Here is a 22,956-nt window from a genome sequence, read left to right as displayed (position 1 = left end):
CGTGCGCGCGAGCATCAGCGCCCCCTTCGTCGACACCAGCGCCGACGACCTGGTCTGGGCCCTGCGCCACCCGCTGGTCGACCCCCTGGCCGCCCGCACCGTCCGGGTGCCGGGGGCCCGGGTCGAGCTGCGGGTGCTCGGCGCCTCCCACCAGGTGGTCGTCACGCCGGAGCCGTCGCCCGGGGCCCTGGTGCCCGAGGAGCCGCTGGTGGAGACGGTGGCCTGCCTGCCCGGCCTCCCCGGCGGTCTGCCCGGCAGCGCCGACCGCCCCGACCTGGGCGGCTACCGTTTCGGCTCGCGCGTGGAGTCCCTGTCCCGCACCGAGCTGGCCCGCCGGGTGGAGGGGATCCACCGGGAGGTGGACGACTCCCCCGGCGGCCTGCTCGTCGCCTTCCCCGGCGATCCGCTGGCGGTCACCGCGCTGCACCTGGTCCCCGGCGGACCACTCGGCTGGCGCACCTGGCACGCCTACCCCCAGAGCGGCGAGCTGGTGACGACCACCTCGACCGTGACCCTTCCCCCCACTTCCGGGAGAACCGCACCATGAAGGCATACGAGAAGCCCGCGGACAACGGCAACAGGAACGTCATCATCACGGTGTTCGTCGTGATCGGCGTCATCCTGCTGGTCCTGATCCTGCTCAGCGCCTGCTCCAACAACAGCAACAACTACTGCCCCGACGACGACGTGGTCCAGATCGAGGGCTATGACGACGACGACTGCGACGGGTCCTCGGGGTCCTCCGGCGGAGGAGGGTTCTTCTTCTTCGGCGGGGGCACCGGCGGCGGCAGCAGCTACAGGGACAACAACAGCAGCAGCTACAGCGGCGGCAGCAGCAGCAACGGCAGCGGCAGCAACTACCGCGGCGGCGGCAGCGGCTTCGGCAAGTAGTCTCCTTCCCCACACGTCACGAACACGTCAACCGAAATCCCCTACCTGCGAACAGGACCATGAACGAGATCCTCCTCAACGCGCTCGGAGCCCTCGCCTACGGCGGAGTGGGCATCGTCATCCTCGTGCTGGGCTACCTCCTCACCGACCTCCTCACCCCCGGCAAGCTGCACGTGCTGATCTGGGAGAACCGCAACCGCAACGCGGTCCTGCTCGTGTCGGCGAACACGCTGGGCTCGGCCATCGTCGTCACCTCGGCGATCCTCTCCAGCGAGTCCGAGATCGGCCTGGGCGCGGGCCTGCTCTCGACCGCCGTCTACGGCCTGATCGGCCTGGGCGTGATGGCGCTGTCGTTCGTGCTGATCGACCTCCTCGTCCCCGCCAAGATCGCCCAGATGATCAGCAACGACGAGCCGCACCCGGCCACCTGGGTGAGCGCCTCCGCGCACGTGGCGATCGCGGTCGTCATCGCCGCGGCCCTGACCTGACGCCCCTCCCCCCACCGGCCCCCTGCCCCGGGCAACCGCACCACCGCACCACCACACGAAGGCAGTTCCGTTGACTGAGACCACCGTCCGCGCACGGCCCCGACTGCCGGTATCCGCCAGGGCGGCCCGGTTCCTCGTGTTGTTGGCGGTGTTCGTCTGCGCCGCCTGCGGCCTGGTGTACGAGCTCGCGCTGGTCGCCATCGGCAGCTACCTGCTGGGCGACAGCATCACCCAGGCCTCCGTGGTCCTGTCGGTGATGGTGTTCGCGATGGGCGTGGGCTCCCTGTTGTCCAAGCGCTTCCAGGCGCACCCCGCCGCGGCCTTCGCGGTGATCGAGGGCCTGCTCTCGCTGGTCGGCGGACTGTCCGTGCTGCTGCTGTACGGGGCGTTCGCCTGGTTCTCCGCCTACCAGCCCGCCCTGGTGGTGCTGTCGTTCGCCATCGGGCTCCTCATCGGCATGGAGATCCCGCTGCTGATGACGCTGATCCAGCGCATCCGCAGGCAGGAGGCCTCCGACGCGGTCGCCGACCTGTTCGCCGCCGACTACGTGGGCGGCCTGATCGGCGGCCTGGCCTTCCCGTTCCTGCTGCTCCCGCTGCTGGGCCTGCCCAAGGGCGCGCTGATGGTGGGCGCGCTCAACGCCGTCGTCGGCGTGGCGGTGGTGCTGTGGCTGTTCCGCGCGGAGCTGACCCGGCGGGCCTACGCGGGCCTGAGCCTGGGCCTGGCGTTCATCATCGCGGTGCTCGGCCTGGCCTACGCCTACGCCGACCAGTTCGAGGTGGACGCGCGCCAGGCGCTGTACCGGGACCCGATCGTGCACGCCGAGCGCTCGGAGTACCAGGAGATCGTGCTCACCCGGTCCCTGGACGGCCAGGACGTGCGCCTGTTCCTCAACGGGAGCCTCCAGTTCTCCAGCCTGGACGAGTACCGCTACCACGAGTCGCTGGTGCACCCGGCGATGGCGGGACCGCACGAGGACGTGCTGGTGCTGGGCGGCGGCGACGGCCTGGCCCTGCGCGAGATCCTGGCCTACGACGACGTGGCCTCGGCCACCCTCGTGGACCTGGACCCGGCCGTGATCGAGCTGGCCTCGACCGACCCGGTGATCAGCGACCTCAACGGGGACTCCCTCGAGGACCCGCGCGTGGACGTGGTCAACGCCGACGCCTTCCAGTGGCTGCGCGAGAACCGCGAGGAGTTCGACGTCATCATCGCCGACCTCCCGGACGGGGACTCCGTGGGCACCGCCAAGCTCTACTCGGTGGAGTTCTACGCGCTCCTGCGCCACGCCCTGTCCGAGGAGGGCCGCATGGTCGTGCAGGCGGGTTCCCCCTTCTTCGCTCCGGAGGCCTACTGGGGCGTGGGCGACTCCCTGGAGGCGGCGGACCTGGCGGCCACCCCCTACAACGTGGACGTGCCGAGCTTCGGCAACTGGGGTTTCTACCTCACCTCATCCGGGTCCGCGCCCGAGCTGCGCGTCCCCGACGACGCGCCGCCGCTGAGCTTCCTCGACCCGGCCCTGCTGGAGGCCGCGCAGGTCTTCCCCAAGGACCGCCGCGAGGAGGACGTGGAGGAGTCGACCCTCATGCACCCGAGGATCATCGGCTACCACCAGGGGGCCTGGCGGGGCTACTGACGCCGGTCCGCGGACCGGCGCCGCCTCGGCGAGAAAACACCGCGCGGCCTGAGGACTTGGGCCAGTGGGCGGCCACGCGGTGTGTCTGGGGAGGGGCTGGTCGGGGGCCCGGTCCCGTCCGGGGACGGCGGTCGCGGGTGGAGAGGCGGACGGAAGGTCTGCGGCGCCGGACGGGGCAAGGGTGCGCTTCCCCGCGTTCCCCGACGACCTGGGCCCATCCTGACCTGCCGGTCGAAGTCGGAGAAACCGCCACGCCGCATCCGACACCGGCCCAGCCAACCCCTTACCCAGACTTTCCCGCCCTTTTCCGGCTTCCCGACCGCTCGCCCGCCCCCGTGGCGGCGGGTCCGCGGAACCGCCCGCGGGCCGTGTGCCGCGTCGGATCCCACCGGCCCCGGTTCCCGCGGCGGGCCCGCTCAGGCGCGCTCCAGGGCGGCGAGGGCGGTGACGGCGCCCAGCTCCCAGCAGGCCTCGCGGTCCCGGGCCGCCGGGCGGCCGGTCACGGTGACCGGCGGGCGGTGCCGCCGCCACCCCATGCCCTTGGCGATCGACTCGACCGACCGGACCGCGCCGGAGGCGTCGTCGTCCCCGTGCACGTACAGCGCGTAGGGCAGTCCCTCGGTCGCCCCCTGGGCGGGGTAGAAGACCGTGTCGAAGAAGACCTTGAGGGCGCCCGACATGTACCCGATGTTGGCCGGGGTCCCCAGGACGACGGCGTCGGCGCCGAGCAGGTCGCTGGCCGTGGCCGACAGCGCCGCCTCCGCACGCACCTCGACCCCCTCGATGTCGTCGTCGCGGGCGCCCTCCAGGACCGCCTCCAGCAACTGCCGGGTCGCGGGCGAGACCGTGTGGTGAACGATGAGCAGTCGTGCCATGTCCCCCACACTAGGAGGCGGCGGCGCGCCACCGCCGCCTCCCGCACGGCGCCACCCGGCACCGGCGCCCAGCCGACGCCCGCAGCAGAAAGCCAGGCCCCGCCATGAGCCAGCCCCCGCACGGTCCCGGTGACGGGTCCGCGGACCGCGACCAGCCGCCCATGGGCCCTCCCCCCGCAGGCATGCCGCCCACCGGCTGGCAGCCGCCCCCGGGGCCGCCTCCCGCGCCCGGCTTCGCCCGTTCGGGCCCTCCCTCCCCGGGCAAGCCAGGAGGCGCCAGGGAGTACTCCCCCTGGCTGTTCCTGAGCCTGGGCTGCGGCGCCCTGTTCCTCATCGGGATCCTCCTGGTCCTGCTCATCGTCCTCGTCTTCGACGACCGCGCCGAGCGGAGCGAGGGCGCGCTCGGACCCCTCGGACACGGCGGCGCGTCCGTCACCGGGGACCGCACCACCGCCTGACCGCGCGGCGGCCGGGAGGGGTGTGTGTCCTCATCCGAAATTCAGCGGGAAAAAGCCGGAAAACATGTCCTTTCCTCCGAATTCTCCGCGCCACAGAAAGGACATCGCACCCCGTAAGGGCATGATCGCGCAATTCCTTCACCCGGCCGCGCGCGGAGAACGCGGATGTCGGACATTGACCGGCCATTCGACGTTACCTAAGGTGCGACGGCACGCGCACCACCCGCTCGCACCACCGTGCCAGCAGGACATACGCGGACGTAACAACCGTTCTCGCCCGCCCCGGCGGCGCACACGCAGGAACGAGGAACACATGCCGCACAACGTCCGTGCCGCACTCGTCCAGACCGAATGGACGGGCGACACCGAATCCATGCTCGCCGTCCACGAGGAGCACGCGCGCGACGCCGCCGCACGGGGCGCGCGGGTGATCGGTTTCCAGGAGGTGTTCAACGCCCCCTACTTCTGCCAGGTGCAGGACCCCGAGCACCACCGCTGGGCCGAGGCCGTCCCCGACGGCCCCACCGTCACCCGCTTCAGGGCCCTGGCCAGGGAACTGGGCATCGTCATGGTCCTGCCGGTCTTCGAGGTGGAGTCCCCCGGCTTCTACTACAACACCGCCGCGGTCGTCGACGCCGACGGCAGCTACCTCGGCAAGTACCGCAAGCACCACATCCCGCAGGTCCACGGCTTCTGGGAGAAGTACTACTTCCGCCCCGGCAACCTCGGCTGGCCGGTCTTCGACACCGCCGCCGGGCGCATCGGCGTCTACATCTGCTACGACCGCCACTTCCCCGAGGGCTGGCGGGCCCTGGGGCTGGCCGGAGCCCAGCTGGTGTACAACCCGTCCGCGACCAGCCGCGGCCTGTCCGCCCACCTGTGGAAGCTGGAGCAGACCGCGGCGGCCGTGGCCAACGCCTACTTCGTCGCCGCGATCAACCGCGTGGGCGTGGAGGAGTACGGCGACAACGACTTCTACGGCACCAGCTACTTCGCCGACCCGCGCGGGCAGTTCGTCGGCGACGTCGCCTCCGACACCTCCGCCGAGCTGGTCGTACGCGACCTGGACCTGGACCTGGTCGACGAGGTCCGCCGACAGTGGGCCTTCTATCGCGACCGCAGGCCCGACGCCTACGGCCCGCTGGTCCGGGGCTGAGGGGGCGCGGCATGGCACGACGCACCGTCATCCGCGGCGGCCTGGTCGTCACCGCGGCCGAGGAGACCGAGGCCGACGTCCTGGTGGAGGGCGAGAGGGTGGCCGCGCTCGCGCTGCGCGGCAGCGACGCCGCCCGCTCCTGGGCCGACAGCGGCGCCGAGGTCATCGACGCCGCCGGGCACTACGTCGTCCCCGGCGGGGTGGACGGCCACACCCACATGGAGATGCCCTTCGGCGGCACCTCCTCCTCCGACACCTTCGAGACGGGCACCCGGGCCGCAGCCTGGGGCGGCACCACCACGATCGTCGACTTCGCCATCCAGCGGCCCGGGGAGTCGGTGCGCGCGGGCGTGGACGCGTGGATGGCCAAGGCCGAGGGCAACTGCGCGGTGGACTACGCCTTCCACGCGATCCTCTCCGACGTCAACGCCTCCTCGCTCGGGGAGATGGACGCCCTCGTCGACGAGGGCGTGACCTCGTTCAAGCTGTTCATGGCCTACCCGGGCGTGTTCTACAGCGACGACGGCCGGATCCTGCGGGCCATGCAGCGCGGCGCCGCCAACGGCGCGCTGACCATGGTGCACGCCGAGAACGGCATCGCCATCGACGTGCTGGTCGAGCAGGCCCTGGCCGAGGGCAGGACCGACCCGAGGTACCACGGCGAGGTGCGCAGGGCCCTGCTGGAGTCGGAGGCCACCCACCGCGCCGTCCAGCTCGCCCGGGTGGCGGGCGCGCCGCTGTACGTGGTGCACGTCTCGGCGCGGGAGGCGGTGGAGGAGCTGGCCCGGGCGCGCGGGATGGGGCTCAACGTGTTCGGCGAGACCTGCCCCCAGTACCTGTTCCTGTCCGCCGACAACCTCGCCGAGCCTGGATTCGAGGGCGCCAAGTACGTGTGCTCCACTCCTCTGCGGCCCCGGGAGCACCAGGAGCACCTGTGGCGAGCGCTGCGCACCAACGACCTGTCCGTGGTCTCCACCGACCACTGCCCGTTCTGCTTCGCCGGGCAGAAGGAGCTGGGCCGGGGCGACTTCTCCAGGATCCCCAACGGCATGCCCGGGGTCGAGCACCGCATGGACCTGCTGCACCAGGCCGTGGTGGAGGGCCGCATCGGCAGGCGCCGGTGGATCGAGATCGCCTGCGCCACCCCGGCCCGCATGTTCGGCCTGTACCCGGCCAAGGGCACGATCTGCCCGGGCTCGGACGCCGACATCGTGGTCTACGACCCACGCGCCGAGCAGGTCCTGTCGGCCGAGACGCACCACATGAACGTGGACTACTCGGCCTACGAGGGCAGACGGGTCACCGGCCGGGCCCGCACCGTGCTCTCGCGCGGCCGGGTCGTGGTGGACCGCGGCGCCTACCTGGGCGAGGCCGGGCACGGCCGGTACGTGCCCCGGTCCACCTGCCAGTACCTGGTCTGAACGAGAGGGCAGCACATGGACATCGGACTCGTCCTCCAGACCGACCCGCCCGCCGACCTGCTGGTCGAACGGATGGTCCGCGCGGAGGGGTACGGCTTCACCCACGGGTGGACCTTCGACTCGGTCGTGCTCTGGCAGGAGCCCTTCGTCGTCTACAGCCGGATCCTGGAGCGCACCAGCGGCCTGGTCGTGGGGCCCATGGTGACCAACCCGGGCACGCGCGCCTGGGAGGTGACCGCCTCGCTGTTCGCCACCCTGAACGACATGTTCGGCAACCGCACGGTGTGCGGGATCGGCCGGGGCGACTCGGCCATGCGGGTGGCGGGCCGCCGACCCGCCACCCTGGAACGCCTGTCCCGGGCGATGCGCGCGATCAAGGACCTGGCCGAGGGCCGGGAGGCCGACGTGGAGGGCGCGGCCCTGCGCCTGCCGTGGGTGCGCGACGGCGCCCTGCCCGTGTGGATGGGCGCCTACGGGCCCCGGGCACTGGAGCTGGCGGGCCGTCAGGCGGACGGCTTCATCCTCCAGCTGGCCGACCCCTACCTGACCGAGTGGATGGTCAGGGCGGTGCGCACGGCCGCGGCCGACGCCGGGCGCGACCCCGACGCGGTGACGGTGTGCGTGGCGGCGCCCGCCTACGTCACCGACGGCTCCGAGCGGGGGCTCGCCCACGCGCGGGAGCAGTGCCGCTGGTTCGGCGGGATGGTGGGCAACCACGTGGCCGACCTGGTCGCCCGCTACGGCGACTCCTCCGACGCGGTCCCACGGGAGCTGACCGACTACGTCAGGGCCCGGCGGGGTTACGACTACAGCCACCACGGCCGGGCGGACAACCCCGACACCGCGTTCGTCCCGGACGGCATCGTCGACCGGTTCTGCCTGGTCGGGCCGGTGGAGGAGCACGTGGAGAAGCTGGAGCGGCTCCGGGAGGCGGGTGTGGACCAGTTCGCGGTGTACGCGATGCACGACGACGTGGACGGGGTCATCGAGGCCTACGGGCGCCACGTCGTCCCGGCCGTGTCCTGACCCGCGCCGCGGGGCGGAGAGCCGGAGAAGGCCGGGACCAGGAAGGCCGCGGCCGGGGACCGGCGCGCAGGCGGGGGACCGCCCGGACGGGACGGGCGTCCGGACGGGCGCGTCCTTGCCCGGGGCCAGGCGCATACCGTCGTGCAGGGGCGGTCCCCCACCGCACGGGCGCGTCCCTTCGGGGTGCGCGGTCCCGTGGTAACCCTCCCGACCCGCCCACGACACCTGTGCGCCTTGTGACGTGCGAGGATATTCGGCGGCCCGGAACGAATCCGGACTTTTCGCCGCCCTTCCCGGGGTTCCCCCGCCGGGTCCGGCAGCGCTCGTATCCCCCGCCCTCCCCGTCCGCCCACCGAGACCAGGTGACCCGTGACCCACAGCCCGACCCCGGCGGAACCCGCCGCCGTCACCCACCCCGACGGCCGGGTGTCCCTCGCCGAGGGGACCTCCCTGCCCGAGGGCCCCTACGTCAACGCCGACCTCCAACCCGTCCCGATGTCCCGGCGCACCTGGGGCACCGGCAGCTTCGGCGCCCTGTGGGTGAGCATGTCGGTCAGCATCCCGGCCTGGACCCTGGCCAGCGGCCTGATCGCGGCGGGCATGGACTGGCGCCAGGCCATGCTCGCCGTGGTCCTGGGCAACCTCGTCGTCCTGCTGCCCATGGTGCTGACCGGCCACGCGGGCGCCAGGTACGGCATCCCCTTCCCCGTGTTCGCGCGCGCCTCCTTCGGCCTGCGCGGCGCCAACCTGCCCGCGCTGCTGCGCGGCGCGGTCGCCTGCGGCTGGTACGGCATCCAGACCTGGGTCGGCGGCCAGGGGGTGTACATCCTGCTCGGGCGGCTGCTCGGCGACGGGTGGACGGGGTCGGCGGCGCTGGGCGGCCAGCCGTGGACGCTGTGGCTGTCCTTCGGCCTGTTCTGGGTCGCCCAGCTCGCGATCATCCTGTGGGGCATGGAGGGCGTGCGCCGGACCCAGGTGTGGGCCGCGCCGCTGATGATCCTCGGCGGCGTCGCGCTGCTGGCCTGGATGGCCGTGGAGGCCGGGGGCCTGGCCCCGATGCTGTCCCTGGACTCGGGCGAGCCCCTGGACTGGGGGCCCTCCTTCTGGGCGCTGTTCTTCCCGTCGCTGATGGGCGTGATCGGCTACTGGGCGACCCTGACCCTCAACATCAGCGACTTCACCCGCTTCTCGTCCTCCCAGCGCGCCCAGGTGGTGGGCCAGACGCTGGGCCTGCCCACCACGATGACGCTGTTCTCGCTGCTGGCCGTCATGGTCACGGCGGGCACCGCGGCCGTCTACGGCGAACCCCTGTGGAACCCGATCGACGTCGTGGCGCGGATGGACAGCGGGATCGGCCTGCTCTTCGCGGTCTTCGTCGTGCTGCTGGCCACGGTCTCCACCAACATCGCGGCCAACCTGGTCGGTCCGGCCTACGACCTGTCCAACCTCAGGCCCCGGCTGATCAGCTTCCGCGCCGGGGCGATCACCACCTGCGTGCTCAGCGTGCTGATCATGCCGTGGCGGCTGCTGGAGAACGAGAGCGTCTACATCTTCACCTGGCTGGGCACGGTGGGCGGCCTCCTGGGCACCGTGGCGGGCGTCCTGCTCGCCGACTACTGGCTGCTGCGCCGCACGCGGATGAACCTGCCCGCGCTGTACGAGCGCGGCTCGGAGTACTGGTACCGGCACGGGTGGAACTGGCGCGCCCTGGTGGCCTTCGGCGTCGGCTCGGTGCTGGCCGTGGGCGGTTCGCACTCCCCCGAGGGGTCGGGCCCCTTCCCGGCCGAGGGTCTGGTCCCGTTCCTGGCGCCGCTGGCGGACTACGGGTGGCTCGTGGGGCTGGCCAGCGGCCTGCTGCTGCACTGGGGCCTGGGCGTGCTCCTGCCCCACCGGGACGCGGGGGAGCGGGCCGCGAGGAGGACGGAGGGGGCCGCCGCCGGCTGAGCGGGCCCCGGGGTCAGTCCCGCCGGGTCCACTCCCCGTGGGCGGACCCGGCCGTCAGCGGGAGCCCGACGCCGAAGGCGCCCTCATCGTCGTAGAAGTGCTCTTCGCCTTCTTCGTACTCTTCGAGCTCTTCGTCCCAGTCGTGTTCCATGCCCGGCTCTGCCCTTCTTTTCGGCATCGTCTCATCGACGCTCGGCGCTTGGAGAAGGTTGTCCCGGCTGCGGGGCGCACCGGCGGTCCGGGAGCGCGGAGGACTGCCTCACTCCGCGCTCCGCGGGGTCACCTGTAGCCGTCGGGGTTGGCCGACTGCCAGCGCCAGGCGTCGGCGCAGGCCTCGGCCACCGTGTGCTCGGCCCTCCAGCCCAGTTCGCGGTTGGCCAGCCCCGGGTCGGCGAAGCAGGTGGCGATGTCGCCGTCGCGGCGCGGCCCCACCCGGAAGGGGATGGTGTGGCCGCAGGCCGCCTCGAAGGCGCGGATCGCCTCCAGGACGGAGGTGCCCCTCCCCGTCCCCAGGTTGAAGGCCCTGAGCCCCTTCTGCGAGGCCAGGTGGTCGAGCGCCGCGACGTGCCCCCGGGCCAGGTCCACCACGTGCAGGTAGTCCCGGACCCCCGTGCCGTCCGCGGTGTCGTAGTCGTCGCCGAAGACCGTCAGCTCGGGCAGCCTGCCCGCGGCGACCTTGGAGATGTAGGGGAAGAGGTTGTTGGGGATGTCGTTGGGGTCCTCCCCGATCAGGCCGCTGGAGTGTGCGCCGACCGGGTTGAAGTACCGCAGCACGGTGATCCGCCAGTCGGGCGCGCTCACCGCGAGGTCCTCCAGGATCCTCTCGCCGAACAGCTTGGTCGCGCCGTAGGGGTTGGTCACCCGCAGCGCGCTCCCCTCGGCGATCGGCACCGTGTCGGGGTCGCCGTAGACGGTGGCCGAGGAGCTGAACACCAGGTCGCGCACCCCGACGCGGTCCATCGTCTCGGCGAGCGTGAGCAGGGCGTCCAGGTTGTTGCGGTAGTACCGCAGCGGCTGGCTGACGGACTCCCCCACCGCCTTGAGCCCGGCGAAGTGCACCACGGCCTCGATGCCGTGCTCCACCAGGACGCGCTCGACGACGCCCTGCTCGGTGCAGTCGCCCCGCACGAACGGGATCCGCGCGCCGGTGATCTTCTCGACCCGGCGCACGGCCTCCTCGCTGCTGTTGACCAGGTTGTCCAGGACGACCACCTGGTGCCCGCGCGCGACCAGCTCGACCGCCGTGTGGGAACCGATGTACCCGGCTCCTCCGGTGAGCAGAATCCTCAAGGCCCTCTTCACCCTCCCTGTCGTGGGGCCGCGCCGGACGGCGCGGCCCCTGCCTTCCCCCGAACCCGCCCGGTTCAGAGGAGCTTGCCGAAGACCTGCTCGACCACCCGGGCCGCGGCCTTGCCGTCGTCCAGGGGGCAGAACTGGTTCACGAAGGCCTCGTACCGCTCCCTGTGGGCCTCCTGGACCCCGTCGATGTCGCGGATCGAGTCGATGACCTCGTCGGAGGTGCGCAGCAGCGGGCCCGGGGCGGTCTCGGCGAAGTCGAAGTAGAACCCGCGCAGGCTGTCGCGGTACTCCTCCAGGTCGTAGGTGAAGAACAGCATCGGGCGGCCGGTGTTGGCGAAGTCGAACATCAGCGACGAGTAGTCGGTGATGAGGATGTCCGTGACCAGGAACAGCTCCTGGATCTCGGGGTAGGCCGAGACGTCGAAGACGAAGTCCTTGCCCACGTTCGGCACCCGGTCGACGATGTTGGGGTGCCTGCGGAACAGCAGCACGTGGTCGTCGCCGAGGGCGTCGTACAGCCGCCGCAGGTCCAGGTGCAGGTCCAGCTTGTACTTGCCGACGGAGTAGAACTTGTCGTCGCGCCAGGTGGGCGCGTAGAGGATGACCTTCTTGCCCTCCGGCAGGCCCAGGCGCTCGCGGACCGCCTCCGTCACCGCCTCGCGCTCGGGGCGGTGGAAGATGTCGTTGCGCGGGTAGCCGGTCTCCAGGATCTCGTTCTCGAAGCCGAAGGCGCGGCGCAGGATCGGGGTCGCCCAGGGGCTCGGGGAGACCAGGTAGTCCCACTGGTTGGTCTCGTGCCGGAGCCGGTCGTGGTAGTTGCGGCCCGCGAACTGGACGTGCTCGATGTCGAAGCCGATGCGCTTGAGCATCGACCCGTGCCAGGTCTGCACGACCTTCTGCCCGGGCTGCTTCTCGAACCACATGGGCAGGTGGGCGTTGGAGACGATGAACTCCGAGCGCGCCAGCGCCTCGAAGTACTCGCGGCTCGTGTGCCGGACCTCGGTCAGCCCCGGGGGCAGGGTGATCTGGCGGTTGCGCACCATCCACGACATCGGCGTCTCCACGCCGCGGCGCCGCAGTTCCTCGTACATGTCCCGCGGGCTGTCGGAGAACTGCTTGCCGGTGTAGCTGTCGAAGACGATGCCGGGCAGCACCGGCTTGCGGCGCAGCTTGGGGTAGACCTCCTCGCGCAGGACCTGCTGCGCGTAGGACCCCTGCTCCTCCGGACGCAGCACCGAGCCCAGGCGCAGCACGGGCCACCCGCGGCCGTCCGGCTTGAGCTCCAGGTCGAAGCCGCCCTCCTTCTCGGGGGCGGGGAACTTGGCGGTGCGCAGCTCCCGCGAGAAGCCGATCCGGCGGTCGTCCCACTGGTTGTCGCCGGTGGCGGTGCGCAGCAGGAAGCGGTAGTTGCCGGGCGTGAGGGGCACCTTCGTGCCGAAGTTGGGGATCGCGGTGGGCGGGACGGAGGCCGAGAACCGGCCGTCCGCGGCCTCCACCGGGAACAGGTGCTCCTCCATCCGGCCGACGGCCTTGACCACCAGGGAGAGCTCTCCCGTGGGGGTCTCGGGGAAGTCGCCCCGCAGGTCGAGGACGTCGTCGTCCCAGGAGACGGCGGTGAGCAGGGGCTGGGGCCGCTCCACCCGGACCCTGGTACGCCCGGCGAAGTCGGGGAGCACCCGCACGCTCAGGCCGGAGTGCGCGTAGCGGCCCTCGGGGCCGTCCTCGGCGAAGGGGATCCACCGGGAGCGGCCGGAGCCGTCCCGGAGGTGGACCGACCAGTCCTCGTAGGGGTCGCTGCCCGCGATGGCGTCCCTGTCCTGGTAGCCGTCGGTGAGGGCGGCCAGGTCGGCGAGCACGCGCACGGACGCGCCGTCGGTCTCCACCTTCGCCGGGACCTCGACGTCGCCGGGGAAGCGCTGGACGTAGGCGCTCAGGCCCTCGGTCGGGGTTCCCGTCGCCCGGCCGCTCAGGACCAGTGAGGAGCCCTCGACCGCGGAGCCGTCCAGGACGACCGCCGGGCGCTCGACGGTCAGGCGCAGCTCGAAGTCGTCCACCCAGTGCGGGCGGGCCCACACGCCCGGCCGGACCTGCTCGGGGCCGAGCATCCGGACGTCGGCCGCGGCGGGCTTCTTGAGGCGGTCCACACGGCGGAAGCCGCGGTTGACCACGCCCAGCTCCACGTACCAGTCGCCCTCGTCCCCCAGCTCGGCCGGGTCGATGACGATCCGGTAGCCGCCCCAGTCCTTGCGGGAGGTGGCCACCGTCGGGGCGAGCCGGAACTCGTTGGCCTGGTGCGTGGTCGTGTTCAGCCGCACGCGCCTGCCGTCCTCGGCGTTGACCGCCCAGGCGCGGACCTGCTGCTGGAGGCGCTTGTTGGGCCGCAGGTACTTCAGGCAGACCCGGCCCCCGACGACGAGCTTGCCGTCGACCCAGGTGAGCTCCTCGGCCTTCTGGCGGAGCTTGAGCTCCGAGCGCACGCGGTAGACCGAGCGCGGCACGCCCTGGGCGGGGTCGTCCTTGAACGGGTAGTCCGCGTAGTAGCGGATCCCGTGCCGGACGATCTTGGCCTTCTTGTGCTCGGCGCTCTTGTTGAAGACGATGACCTCGCGCAGCTGCTCGACCTTGCGCTGCCGGATAAGGTGCCACTTGAGGCGCTCGATGGCGGGGAGGTCGCGCAGCACCTTGTCGTCCACCTGGTCCAGGTAGGCGTTGCCGAGCTCGACGAGCCGCCGGGTGAAGTCCGCGTCGGCCCGGTCGAGCACCTGGAGGAAGAGGCGCAGGTCGCTGCCGAGCGCCACCGCGTCCCACCGGCGCTTCTGGAGGGGCGGCTGGTTCTCCCTGAGGAAGTCGCTGACCTTGGTGACCGCGCTGACGCGGTCCTCCAGGGCCTGGGGTCGCAGCCGGTCCTGGGTGATGGACTTGTCGTCGCTCGGGCGCTCGCGCCAGAGGTAGACGGGCGCGGAGAGCACGTCCACCGACTCGGCGAGGAAGTGCAGGGGGATGGCCACGGGGATGTCCTCGTGCAGGACGCCGACGGGGAAGGTCATCCCGTGCCTGTCCCAGAAGGAGCGGCGCCAGACCTTGTTGGTGGCCAGCCGGTCCACCAGGAGCGTGTCCTCGCGCGTGATGTGCGTGCCGGTCTTGGCGGTGCGGAAGATCCTGCGGTGCATCGGCGACTGGCGCGTGCCCAGCTCGTTGAGGCGGTGGACGTTGCCGCTGGAGAAGTCCGAGCCGCTCCGGCGCAGGCTCTCCAGGTGGTAGCCGAACGCGTAGGACGGGATCACGTCGTCGCTGTCCACGAAGGTCAGGAAGTCGCCGCGCGCGTGCTCGATGCCGGTGTTGCGGGCGGCGCCCAGACCGCCGTTCTCCTGCTGGATCAGCCGGAAGCGGGGGTCCTGCTCGGCGTACCGGGCCGCGATGGCCGCGCTGCCGTCCGGGGACCCGTCGTCCACCATCACGACCTCGAGATCGTCCCACGTCTGCACCTGAAGGGAGCGCAGGCACTCGTCGAGATACCTCTCGACGTTGTAGATGGGTACGACGACACTGAGTGCGACCACAAATGACTCCAAGGCTCCGCGGATCCGAACACACCCGTCGCACAGCGGAGGTCGCGCCAGCGCGCGCCCGGTCTACCGGGTGTGGGGGGAGGGTGGATCAGGCTCCCGCTCCTGTCAGCCCGCAGAGACGGGACGACTGACAGGACAGGACAAGGTGGGCAAAGTAGAACCCAGGTTAACCCATGACTTCAAACCGTCTGGAATTGCGTGAACTTCCTCCCCGCCCGGACGGGAGGGGGCGCGGGGGAGGCCGCCGGGTCGGCGCGGGGGAGGCGAACCCTTCGCCTGCGGGCGCGGGGACGGGGGCACACGCCCGCGAAAGCGCTCCCACCTCGGATGTGTCGGCCTCGACAGGGCCCGGCCGCGGTGTCCGCCGGGAACGCGCCGGGGGCGTCCGCCGCGGCGGTCCGCGGCCCGTACGCCCGGGGGCGGCGGCGCGCCTTGGATCCCGTCACCCCCGTCCGTGACGCACGACACTCCACGGCGGTTCGGGGTCCTCGGCAGGTCAGGACCCCCGAAAGCCCCGGAGTCCCGCGGGGCCGGGGCGCGGGCGCGCACCGGCTCCCGTCGCCCCCGACAGCGTACGGCGGTCGTCCCCCGGGCGGGGGGACGACCGCCGTACGGCGCCCGGGGGCCTACTCACCCCTCCACACGGGGGCGCGCTTCTCGGCGAAGGCCGCCGCGCCCTCCATGGCGTCGTGGCTGACGAACACCGGGCCCGTCAGCTCGTTCTGCTTCTCCCACATCCGCTCGGTGGACCAGTCGCCGGAGGAGGTGATGACCTCCTTGGACACCCGCACCGCCAGCGGGCCGTTGGCGGTGATGCGGGCCGCCAGCTCGCGTGCGCCCTCCAGGGCCCCGCCACTGGCGGTGACCCGGTTGACCAGCCCGAGTTCGGCCAGGCGCGGGGTCTCGACGAAGTCGCCGGTCAGTGCGAGCTCCATCGCGATGTTGCGCGGGATGCGGTGCTGGAGGCGCAGCAGGCCGCCCGCACCGGCGACCAGGCCGCGCTTGACCTCGGGGATGCCGAACCTGGCGTCCTCGGCGGCCACGACCAGGTCACAGGCCAGCACGGCCTCGAACCCGCCCGCGAGGGCGTACCCCTCCACGGCGGCGATCAGCGGCTTGCGCGGCGGGCGCTCGGCGAAGCCGCCGAACCCGCGCCCCTCCACCAGCGGGACCTCGCCGCGCATGAAGGCCTTGAGGTCCATCCCGGCGCAGAAGGTGCCGCCCGCGCCGGTGATGATGCCGACGCTCAGATCCTTGCGCGCGTCGAGGTCGTCGAGCGCCTCGGCGACGCGTGCGGCGACCGCGGCGTTGACCGCGTTCCTGGCCTGGGGCCGGTTGATGGTGATGACGGCGACGCCGTCCTCGGCGGTGTAGAGAACCTCGTCGGACACGGTGCCCTCCCTACTTCGGCGGCATGCGCAGCGCGCCGTCGATGCGGACGACCTCGCCGTTGACGTAGCTGATCTCCAGCAGGGCCCGGGCGAGCCGGCCGAACTCCTCGGCGGTGCCCAGGCGCTTGGGGAAGGGAACCGGCGCGGCCAGGCGCTGCTTGAACTCCTCGGCGGCCTCGCCCTCGCCGTAGATGGGCGTCTCCAGGATGCCGGGGGCGATGGTGTTGACGGTGATGCCGACGGCCGCGAGGTCGCGGGCGGCCGGGAGGGTCATGCCGATGACGCCGCCCTTGGAGGAGGAGTAGGCGATCTGGCCGATCTGGCCCTCGATGCCGGCGAGGGAGGCGGTGTTGACGATGGAGCCGCGTTCGCCGTCCTCGTTGACCGGCTCCGTCTTGGCGATCTCGGCCGCGGCCAGGCGCAGCACGTTGAAGGTGCCGATGAGGTTGACCTGGATGACCTTCTGGTAGCTGTCCAGGTCGTGGGGGTTTCCACTGCGGTCGACGGTGCGGGTGGCCCAGCCGATGCCCGCGCAGGACACGGCCACCCGGAAGGGTTTGCCGGTGTCGACGGCGGCCTGGACCGCGGCCTTGACCTGGTCCTCCTGGGAGACGTCGGTGCGCACGAAGACACCGCCGATCTCCTTGGCGACGGCCTCCCCGCGCTCGGCGTTGAGGTCGGCGACGACGACGGTCGCGCCCGCGGAGGCGAGTTCCCTGGCGGTGGCCTCACCCAGGCCACTCGCGCCGCCCGAGACGAGGGCGGAGATTGCGTTGAGATCCATGGCGGAACTCTACAGAGGATGCGACCTCCGCACTAGAACCAGGTTCGGTTAATTGCGGGTAGCCCCTCCGAACAGGACTTTCACCCGGAATCCGGAGTTCTTCGCGGAACCTCCGCGCACCGTGGTCACGGAGCGCTACCGTCCTGTCATGGCGATGACGACCGCATTAGCATGGGCTCAGGAATCGACCCGGGAGGTTTCGATGACCGCTGAGCCGCTCCCCGACTGGTTCATGCCCCCGCCCGGCGGCTGGACCGCCGACGACATGGACAACCTTCCCCCGGGAGTGCCCCGGATGGAACTCATCGACGGAGCGCTTGTCTTGCTTTCCCCCCAGACCCGATTCCACGCCAAGGTCATGATCCGCCTCGCGGCCCGTCTGGAGGAAGCGGCGCCTCCCAACGTCGACGTCCTCTCGGAAATGACCATGAAGCTCGGCAAGCGCCAACGCCCGGAGCCCGATCTCATCGTCTACGAGTTCGCGGAGGGAGCCGAGGAGCACCTCGACTGGTACCAGGCCACCCACGTCCCTCCCGAAGATGTACTCCTCACTGTGGAGATCGTGTCCAAGGAGTCCCAGGACCGGGATCGCTCCACCAAACCGCTCAAGTACGCGCAGGCGGGTATCCCGCATTTCTGGCGGATAGAGCACGAGGAGAACGGACCCGCTGTCTACGTCTACGAGTTGGACGGCACGAAGGAACCCCGCTACATCCCTGTCACCGTCGCTCGAGAACGCCTCAAGCTGGACCTGCCGTTCCCGATCGACATCGACGTGAGGGCGCTGTCCCGCTAGGTCCCGCGCAACGCGGCGCGCGCCACGCTCCGGCCGCGCGCCGCCGCCCCCGACGGGACCGACCGGCCCTAACTCCTGCCGAAACGCCCCAGGCGGCGCTGTCGGCGCCGCTGGTGCCACCGGGGCAGCGCCTCCCGGGCCAGGTCCGCGGCGCCGATGAGGCCCGCCTCGTTGCCCAGCTCGGCCGCCGCCACCCGGGCCTCCGGACGGTAGCCGCGCCCCGTGAGGTTGCGCCCGAACGCCTCCCTCGCGGGCTCCAGCAGCAGTTCCCCCGCCTCGGACACGCCGCCGCCCACGATGAACAGCTCCGGGTCGAACGCCGCGGCCAGGTTGGCCAGACCCGAACCCAGCCACTGCCCGGCCTCGCGCATCAGCTCCACGCACGCGCGGTCGCCCTTGCGCGCCAGCTCGCTGACCAGCGGCCCGGTGATCTGGGCGGCGTCGCCGCCCACCGCCTGGTGCAGGGCGTCCGCCACCGGCGACTGCGAGGCCACCAGCTCCCGCGCCTCCCGCGTCAGCGCGTTGCCGCTGGCGTACTGCTCCCAGCAGCCCCGGTTCCCGCACTCGCAGCGGTGTCCGCCCGGCACCACCGTCATGTGCCCGAACTCCCCGGCCAGTCCGTACCGGCCCCGGTGCAGGTCCCCGTCGAGTACGACCGCGCCGCCGATGCCCGTGCCCAGGTTCACCACCACGACGTTGTCCACGCCCCGGCCCGCCCCGGCGCGCACCTCGGCCCAGGCGGAGGCGTTCGCGTCGTTCTCCACCACCACGGGCAGCCCCAGCCGCAGGGCCAGGGCCTCGCGCAGCGGCTCCCGGCGCCAGGACAGGTGCGGGGCGAACAGCACGTTGGCCCGCCGCTCGTCGACGAAACCGGCGGCGCCCACGCCCACGGCGCGCACCCGGAACTCCCGGCGCAGCTCCCGCACCACCGAGACGATCGTGTCCTCCACGACCGCCGGGCTCTTGCTGCGTTCGGGGGTCTCCGTGCGCAGCCTGGCCAGGATGCGCCCGCCGGGCGTCACCACACCGGCGGCGACCTTCGTCCCGCCGATGTCCACCCCGATCGTCAGGGCGTGCCCGTACCGCGTGTCCGCCACCGTGACCAACTCCAGCGTCCCGGACCCGCGCTCCGCGGGTCAGCCACACATGAGAACGCGCGCCCGGCCGTCCGCGTGCCCGGACGCGCGTGGAGGCTCGGGCGCCGGTGGGGTCCTGGCGGGTGCCGGACGCGCGATCGCCAGGAACGGGCCACCGCACGGCAGGCACCGGAGGTTCCCCCTCCGAGACGCCCGAGCACGGGGCGTTGAGCCCCCGAAGGAGTCCCGCCCTCAGCCGAGTGCGGAGCGCACCACGGCGGCCAGCCGCTCGGCCACCGCGGTGGCCTGCTCCTGCTCCGGCGCCTCGACCATGACCCTGACCTTGGGCTCGGTCCCGCTGGGCCGGATCAGCACCCGGCCGGTCTCGCCCAGCTCCTCCTCGGCCTCGCGCACGGCCGCCGCGAGCTCCGCGGAGTCCTTGGCGCGGGCCTTGTCCACGTCGGGCACGTTGACGAGCACCTGCGGCAGGCGGGTCATCACCTTGGCCAGCTCCGCCAGGCCCTGCTCGCGGTGGGCCATCGCGGCCAGCAGGTGCAGGCCGGTCAGGACGCCGTCTCCGGTGGTGGCGTGCTCCAGCAGGATCACGTGCCCGGACTGCTCACCGCCCAGGCCGAACCCGCCGCGCTTCATCTCCTCCAGCACGTAGCGGTCGCCCACCGCGGTCTCCACCACGGTGATGCCCTCCCGCTCCATCGCCAGCTTCAGGCCCAGGTTGGACATGACCGTGACCACGAGCGTGTCCTGGGCGAGCCTGCCCTCCTCCTTGGCCTCGGTGGCCAGGATCGCCAGGATCTGGTCGCCGTCCACCACGCGGCCCTCGGCGTCCACGGCCAGGCAGCGGTCGGCGTCGCCGTCGTTGGCGATACCGGCGTCCGCGCCGTGCAGGCGGACGGCCTCCTGGAGCACCTCCAGGTGGGTGGAGCCGCACCCGTCGTTGATGTTGTGGCCGTCCGGCTGGTCACCGATCGCCACGACCTCCGCGCCCGCGCGGCGCAGCGCCTCGGGCGCGACCAGGGCGGAGGCGCCGTTGGCGCAGTCCACCACGACCTTGAGGCCCTTGAGGCTGTGGGGCACCGAGGCCAGCACGTGCTCGACGTAGCGCTCGGCGCCGTCGTCGGCGTCGGTGACCCGGCCGACGAGGTCGCCCACGGCGGGGGTGGAGGGCACGCCGAGCATGCCCTCGATCTCCTCCTCCAGGGCGTCCTCCAGCTTCTGGCCGCCCCGCGCGAAGAACTTGATGCCGTTGTCGGGGGCCGGGTTGTGGCTGGCGGAGAGCATCACACCGAAGTCGGCGCCGAGCGCGCCGGTCAGGTAGGCCACGGCCGGGGTGGGCAGCACGCCCACGCGCACCACGTCCACACCGGTGCTGGCCAGGCCCGCGACGACGGCGGCCTCGAGGAACTCGCCGGAGGCGCGCGGGTCGCGGCCCACCACGGCCTTGGGCCGCGCCCCGTCGCCGCCGCGGGTCAGCACCCGCGCCGCCGCGACGGACAGCTCCAGCGCGAGGGCGGCGGTCAGGTCCCGACCGGCGACACCGCGTACACCATCTGTTCCGAACAGCCGAGCCACAGGCGGACAGCCCCTTTCGACGACGGCGCCGGGTCACGGCGCCGGTGGAGTAGCGAGGGTGGCCCAGACAAGCCACCGGGAAAACCGAAAGCCCGTACGCCGTCCCCGGTGGTGGGAACGGCGTACGGGCCGAAGCTCAGCCGAGCGGGTGCCGGCGCATGAGCACTAGCGCTTGGAGAACTGGGGAGCCTTGCGCGCCTTCTTGAGACCGGCCTTCTTGCGCTCCACCTCGCGGGCGTCGCGGGTCAGGAAACCGGCCTTCTTGAGGGTCGGGCGGTTGTTCTCCGGGTCCAGGGACGCCAGCGCGCGGGCGATGCCGTGACGCAGGGCGCCGGCCTGGCCGCTGGTGCCGCCGCCGTCGAGACGGGCGAAGACGTCGTAGGCGCCGTCGAACCCGAGGGAGACGAACGGCTCCTTGATGGTCTGCTGGTGGACCTTGTCCGGGAAGTACGCCTCAAGCGACTTGCCGTTGACCTTCCACTCGCCCGAACCGGGGGCGATGCGGACACGGGCGACGGCCTGCTTGCGGCGACCGGTACCGGCGCTGGGGCCGGACGCGGTGGGGACGTAGGCGGCGGCGTTCTCGTCGGACTCGCTGGTGTACTCGGAGGGGAACTCCTCCGGGTTCTCCACGTACTCCTGCTCGACGTCTTCGATGCCGGTGGGCTCGACCACGGTTCTCCTCGTGCTCTCTGTAAAAGTCTGCGAACGCCTAGGCGGGCTGCTCGATCTTGGTGATTTCGAACGCAACCGGCTGCTGGGCCTGGTGCGGGTGCTCCGGACCGGCGTACACCTTGAGCTTCTTGGCCATCTGGCGGCCCAGGGAGCCCTTGGGGAGCATGCCCTTGACGGCCTTCTCGACGGCCCGCTCGGGGTTCTTCTCCAGCAGGTCGGCGTAGGAGACGGAGCGCAGGCCGCCCGGGTAGCCGGAGTGGCGGTAGGCGCGCTTCTGCTCCAGCTTCTTGCCGGTCAGGGCGACCTTGTCGGCGTTCACGACGATCACGAAGTCGCCGGTGTCGATGTGGGGCGCGTAGTACGGCTTGTGCTTGCCCCGAAGCAGCGTGGCAACCTGGCTCGCCATACGCCCGAGCACGAGATCGGTAGCGTCGACAACGTGCCACTGACGCTGGACATCGTTTGGTTTGGGGCTGTATGTGCGCACGATCGTTTGCCTTCGCTCTTCAGTCGGCTGCCCCATCCCGTGCGGGAATGGGGGACTCGTATACACACCCGCGGTTGCGGGGGCGTCTGGCCGGATATCCCGTGCCATGTCACAGGACTCTCCGAATGGTGAGTGCGCAGACGATGGTGCGTGGATCGGCGCCCGGTGGTCGGGGCCCACGGCAACTCAACGCACAACGACGGAATATCCTACCTGGCCACCGCCGCGCAGGTCAAAGCCAGCGGCGGGGCGGACCGGCCGGACCGCGCTCGGCGGGGAAAACACCGGCACGGGGTCACATCCGTGACCTCTCCGTCTTTTATTATGCCCGTTGCCGGGAGTGCTTCGTCCTGTTCCCGCCCCCGCGTTGGCTACGCTTGCACCGAAAGGCCGGTCTGCTCCCGTGATGACGGGCACCGACGCGACCTTGGAGACGCCCGTCACGGTCGCCGACACCACGGGAACCCGGAACGGACGGCACCGCGCGGCCCAGGCCACGTGCCGGTGGACCGCGGCCCAGTCCCACCCCCAGAGCCCTCGGAGACTCCCATCAGTACCCATCCGAACCAGCCACAGTACGGTCCCGACGGCAGACCCGTCGGACCGGAGGCCGGTGACGGCCAGGACCTGCTCGGGTCATCGCCCTCCCACGCCGAGGGCCAGCATCCCACATCGGGGCCGCAGCAGACACACGGCGCGCCCCCGTCCGGCCAGCATCCCCCGTACCCGCAGCACCACCACTCCCCCGCGCAGCCGAGCGGCCCCCAGATCCCGCCGTACGGCCAGGGAGGGCAGCCCCAGGGCGCGCCCGGCTACCCCGGCGGTCAGGGCGGGCCGAGCGGCCCGCAGGCTCCGCCCCAGCCCCCGAGCGGCCCGCAGCACCCCCAGAACCCCCAGATCCCGCCGTACGGCCACGGAGGGCAGCCCCAGGGCGCGCCCGGCTACCCCGGCGGCCCGGTGGGCGCGCCCACCGGCGGCCAGACCCCCGCGCTTCCGGGGCAGCCCCAGCAGGGCGCCGGCGGGCAGCAGGCGCCCGTGCACCCCGGACAGCCGCAGCAGGGCACCGGCGGCCAGTTCCCGCCGCACGGAGCCCCCACCGGCGGCCAGGCGCCGATGCGGGCGCCCACGGGCGCGCACCCCCCGCACCAGGCCCCCACCGGCGGCCACCCGGGCATGGGTCAGCCGTCGGGCCCGCACGTACCCCCCGGACAGAACGCCGCCCCGGGCCAGCCCGGACAGCACGGCCAGCCCCTTCCGCCCGGGGCCCTCCCTCCCGGCGCCCCCGTGCCGCCGCACGCCCCCGGCCAGCGGCCCGGACCCCAGGGCCCCGTCCCGGGGTTCCCCCCCGGCACGCAGGGCGTACCGCAGGGCCGTCCCGGCGCTCCCGGCCACCC

At 72.2% G+C, this 22,956-nt stretch carries 21 protein-coding genes; 10 read left to right on the top strand and 11 right to left on the bottom strand.

Going from position 1 to position 22,956, the window contains the following annotated elements; all coding sequences use genetic code 11:
- Window position 1: 1 nt before the first annotated feature.
- From UIS43_RS21520 to UIS43_RS21505, 4 genes are all read left to right on the top strand, one after another.
- On the top strand, window positions 2-547 hold the full coding sequence (locus UIS43_RS21520; RefSeq protein WP_013156164.1) for a DUF2617 family protein: 546 nt from the start codon (window positions 2-4) through the stop codon (window positions 545-547).
- On the top strand, window positions 544-891 hold the full coding sequence (locus tag UIS43_RS21515) for a hypothetical protein (RefSeq protein ID WP_370011472.1): 348 nt from the start codon (window positions 544-546) through the stop codon (window positions 889-891). Before UIS43_RS21520 ends, UIS43_RS21515 begins: the two co-directional genes overlap by 4 nt.
- Window positions 892-950: 59 nt before the next feature.
- Window positions 951-1,379, top strand: a complete 429-nt coding sequence (locus UIS43_RS21510; protein WP_013156162.1) for a DUF350 domain-containing protein — start codon at window positions 951-953, stop codon at window positions 1,377-1,379.
- A gap of 70 nt (window positions 1,380-1,449) precedes the next feature.
- On the top strand, window positions 1,450-3,015 hold the full coding sequence (locus tag UIS43_RS21505; protein ID WP_013156161.1) for a polyamine aminopropyltransferase: 1,566 nt from the start codon (window positions 1,450-1,452) through the stop codon (window positions 3,013-3,015).
- Window positions 3,016-3,431: 416 nt separating this feature from the next.
- Here UIS43_RS21505 and UIS43_RS21500 read toward each other — a convergent pair whose 3' ends face one another.
- Window positions 3,432-3,890: a flavodoxin family protein gene (locus UIS43_RS21500; protein ID WP_013156160.1), complete on the bottom strand. Its 459-nt coding sequence runs from the start codon at window positions 3,888-3,890 to the stop codon at window positions 3,432-3,434.
- A 104-nt stretch (window positions 3,891-3,994) separates the two neighbouring features.
- On the opposite strand from UIS43_RS21500, the gene UIS43_RS21495 reads away from it, so the two are divergent.
- From UIS43_RS21495 to UIS43_RS21475, 5 genes are all read left to right on the top strand, one after another.
- Window positions 3,995-4,348, top strand: a complete 354-nt coding sequence (locus UIS43_RS21495) for a hypothetical protein (protein ID WP_013156159.1) — start codon at window positions 3,995-3,997, stop codon at window positions 4,346-4,348.
- Between the two features lie 313 nt (window positions 4,349-4,661).
- Window positions 4,662-5,504 (top strand): nitrilase-related carbon-nitrogen hydrolase, encoded by an 843-nt coding sequence (locus UIS43_RS21490; protein WP_013156158.1) that lies wholly within the window; start codon window positions 4,662-4,664, stop codon window positions 5,502-5,504.
- Window positions 5,505-5,515: 11 nt separating this feature from the next.
- The gene (hydA, locus tag UIS43_RS21485) at window positions 5,516-6,925 is read left to right on the top strand and encodes a dihydropyrimidinase (protein WP_071621251.1); all 1,410 of its coding nucleotides are present in this window, start codon (window positions 5,516-5,518) and stop codon (window positions 6,923-6,925) included.
- A 15-nt stretch (window positions 6,926-6,940) separates the two neighbouring features.
- A complete protein-coding gene (locus UIS43_RS21480) occupies window positions 6,941-7,951 on the top strand; it encodes a TIGR03842 family LLM class F420-dependent oxidoreductase (protein ID WP_013156156.1) in 1,011 nt (336 codons plus the stop codon).
- Between the two features lie 369 nt (window positions 7,952-8,320).
- Window positions 8,321-9,895, top strand: a complete 1,575-nt coding sequence (locus UIS43_RS21475; protein ID WP_013156155.1) for an NCS1 family nucleobase:cation symporter-1 — start codon at window positions 8,321-8,323, stop codon at window positions 9,893-9,895.
- Between the two features lie 13 nt (window positions 9,896-9,908).
- On the opposite strand, the gene UIS43_RS21470 is transcribed toward UIS43_RS21475, so the two are convergent.
- From UIS43_RS21470 to UIS43_RS21450, 5 genes are all read right to left on the bottom strand, one after another.
- Complete coding sequence (locus tag UIS43_RS21470) at window positions 9,909-10,046, bottom strand: hypothetical protein (protein ID WP_013156154.1); 138 nt, start codon at window positions 10,044-10,046, stop codon at window positions 9,909-9,911.
- A gap of 128 nt (window positions 10,047-10,174) precedes the next feature.
- Complete coding sequence (galE, locus tag UIS43_RS21465) at window positions 10,175-11,185, bottom strand: UDP-glucose 4-epimerase GalE (RefSeq protein WP_013156153.1); 1,011 nt, start codon at window positions 11,183-11,185, stop codon at window positions 10,175-10,177.
- A 74-nt stretch (window positions 11,186-11,259) separates the two neighbouring features.
- Window positions 11,260-14,754 carry a bifunctional glycosyltransferase/CDP-glycerol:glycerophosphate glycerophosphotransferase gene (locus UIS43_RS21460; RefSeq protein WP_071621247.1) on the bottom strand — a complete coding sequence of 1,165 codons (3,495 nt, stop codon included), beginning with the start codon at window positions 14,752-14,754 and terminating at the stop codon, window positions 11,260-11,262.
- Window positions 14,755-15,389: 635 nt separating this feature from the next.
- Window positions 15,390-16,154, bottom strand: coding sequence for a crotonase/enoyl-CoA hydratase family protein (locus tag UIS43_RS21455; RefSeq protein ID WP_019610110.1), 765 nt, complete (start codon window positions 16,152-16,154; stop codon window positions 15,390-15,392).
- Between the two features lie 10 nt (window positions 16,155-16,164).
- A complete protein-coding gene (locus tag UIS43_RS21450) occupies window positions 16,165-16,938 on the bottom strand; it encodes an SDR family NAD(P)-dependent oxidoreductase (RefSeq protein ID WP_019610109.1) in 774 nt (257 codons plus the stop codon).
- A 202-nt stretch (window positions 16,939-17,140) separates the two neighbouring features.
- Here UIS43_RS21450 and UIS43_RS21445 point away from each other — a divergent pair, with 202 nt between their 5' ends.
- Window positions 17,141-17,734 carry a Uma2 family endonuclease gene (locus UIS43_RS21445; RefSeq protein ID WP_013156149.1) on the top strand — a complete coding sequence of 198 codons (594 nt, stop codon included), beginning with the start codon at window positions 17,141-17,143 and terminating at the stop codon, window positions 17,732-17,734.
- Between the two features lie 68 nt (window positions 17,735-17,802).
- Here UIS43_RS21445 and UIS43_RS21440 read toward each other — a convergent pair whose 3' ends face one another.
- The 5 genes from UIS43_RS21440 to UIS43_RS21420 form a co-directional block, all read right to left on the bottom strand.
- Window positions 17,803-18,831, bottom strand: coding sequence for an ROK family glucokinase (locus tag UIS43_RS21440; RefSeq protein ID WP_358170197.1), 1,029 nt, complete (start codon window positions 18,829-18,831; stop codon window positions 17,803-17,805).
- Window positions 18,832-19,062: 231 nt separating this feature from the next.
- Window positions 19,063-20,400, bottom strand: a complete 1,338-nt coding sequence (gene glmM, locus UIS43_RS21435; RefSeq protein ID WP_013156147.1) for a phosphoglucosamine mutase — start codon at window positions 20,398-20,400, stop codon at window positions 19,063-19,065.
- A 165-nt stretch (window positions 20,401-20,565) separates the two neighbouring features.
- The gene (gene rpsI / locus UIS43_RS21430; protein WP_013156146.1) at window positions 20,566-21,075 is read right to left on the bottom strand and encodes a 30S ribosomal protein S9; all 510 of its coding nucleotides are present in this window, start codon (window positions 21,073-21,075) and stop codon (window positions 20,566-20,568) included.
- A 37-nt stretch (window positions 21,076-21,112) separates the two neighbouring features.
- Window positions 21,113-21,562 carry a 50S ribosomal protein L13 gene (gene rplM / locus UIS43_RS21425; protein WP_013156145.1) on the bottom strand — a complete coding sequence of 150 codons (450 nt, stop codon included), beginning with the start codon at window positions 21,560-21,562 and terminating at the stop codon, window positions 21,113-21,115.
- 636 nt (window positions 21,563-22,198) lie between these two features.
- Window positions 22,199-22,804, bottom strand: coding sequence for a hypothetical protein (locus UIS43_RS21420; RefSeq protein WP_358170194.1), 606 nt, complete (start codon window positions 22,802-22,804; stop codon window positions 22,199-22,201).
- Window positions 22,805-22,956 lie beyond the last annotated feature (152 nt).

Source organism: Nocardiopsis sp. LDBS0036 (assembly GCF_041228755.1).
Lineage (GTDB): Bacteria > Actinomycetota > Actinomycetes > Streptosporangiales > Streptosporangiaceae > Nocardiopsis > Nocardiopsis dassonvillei.
The sequence above is the reverse complement of the archived record's forward strand: the minus strand, read 5'-3'. Positions and strand labels throughout refer to the sequence as shown.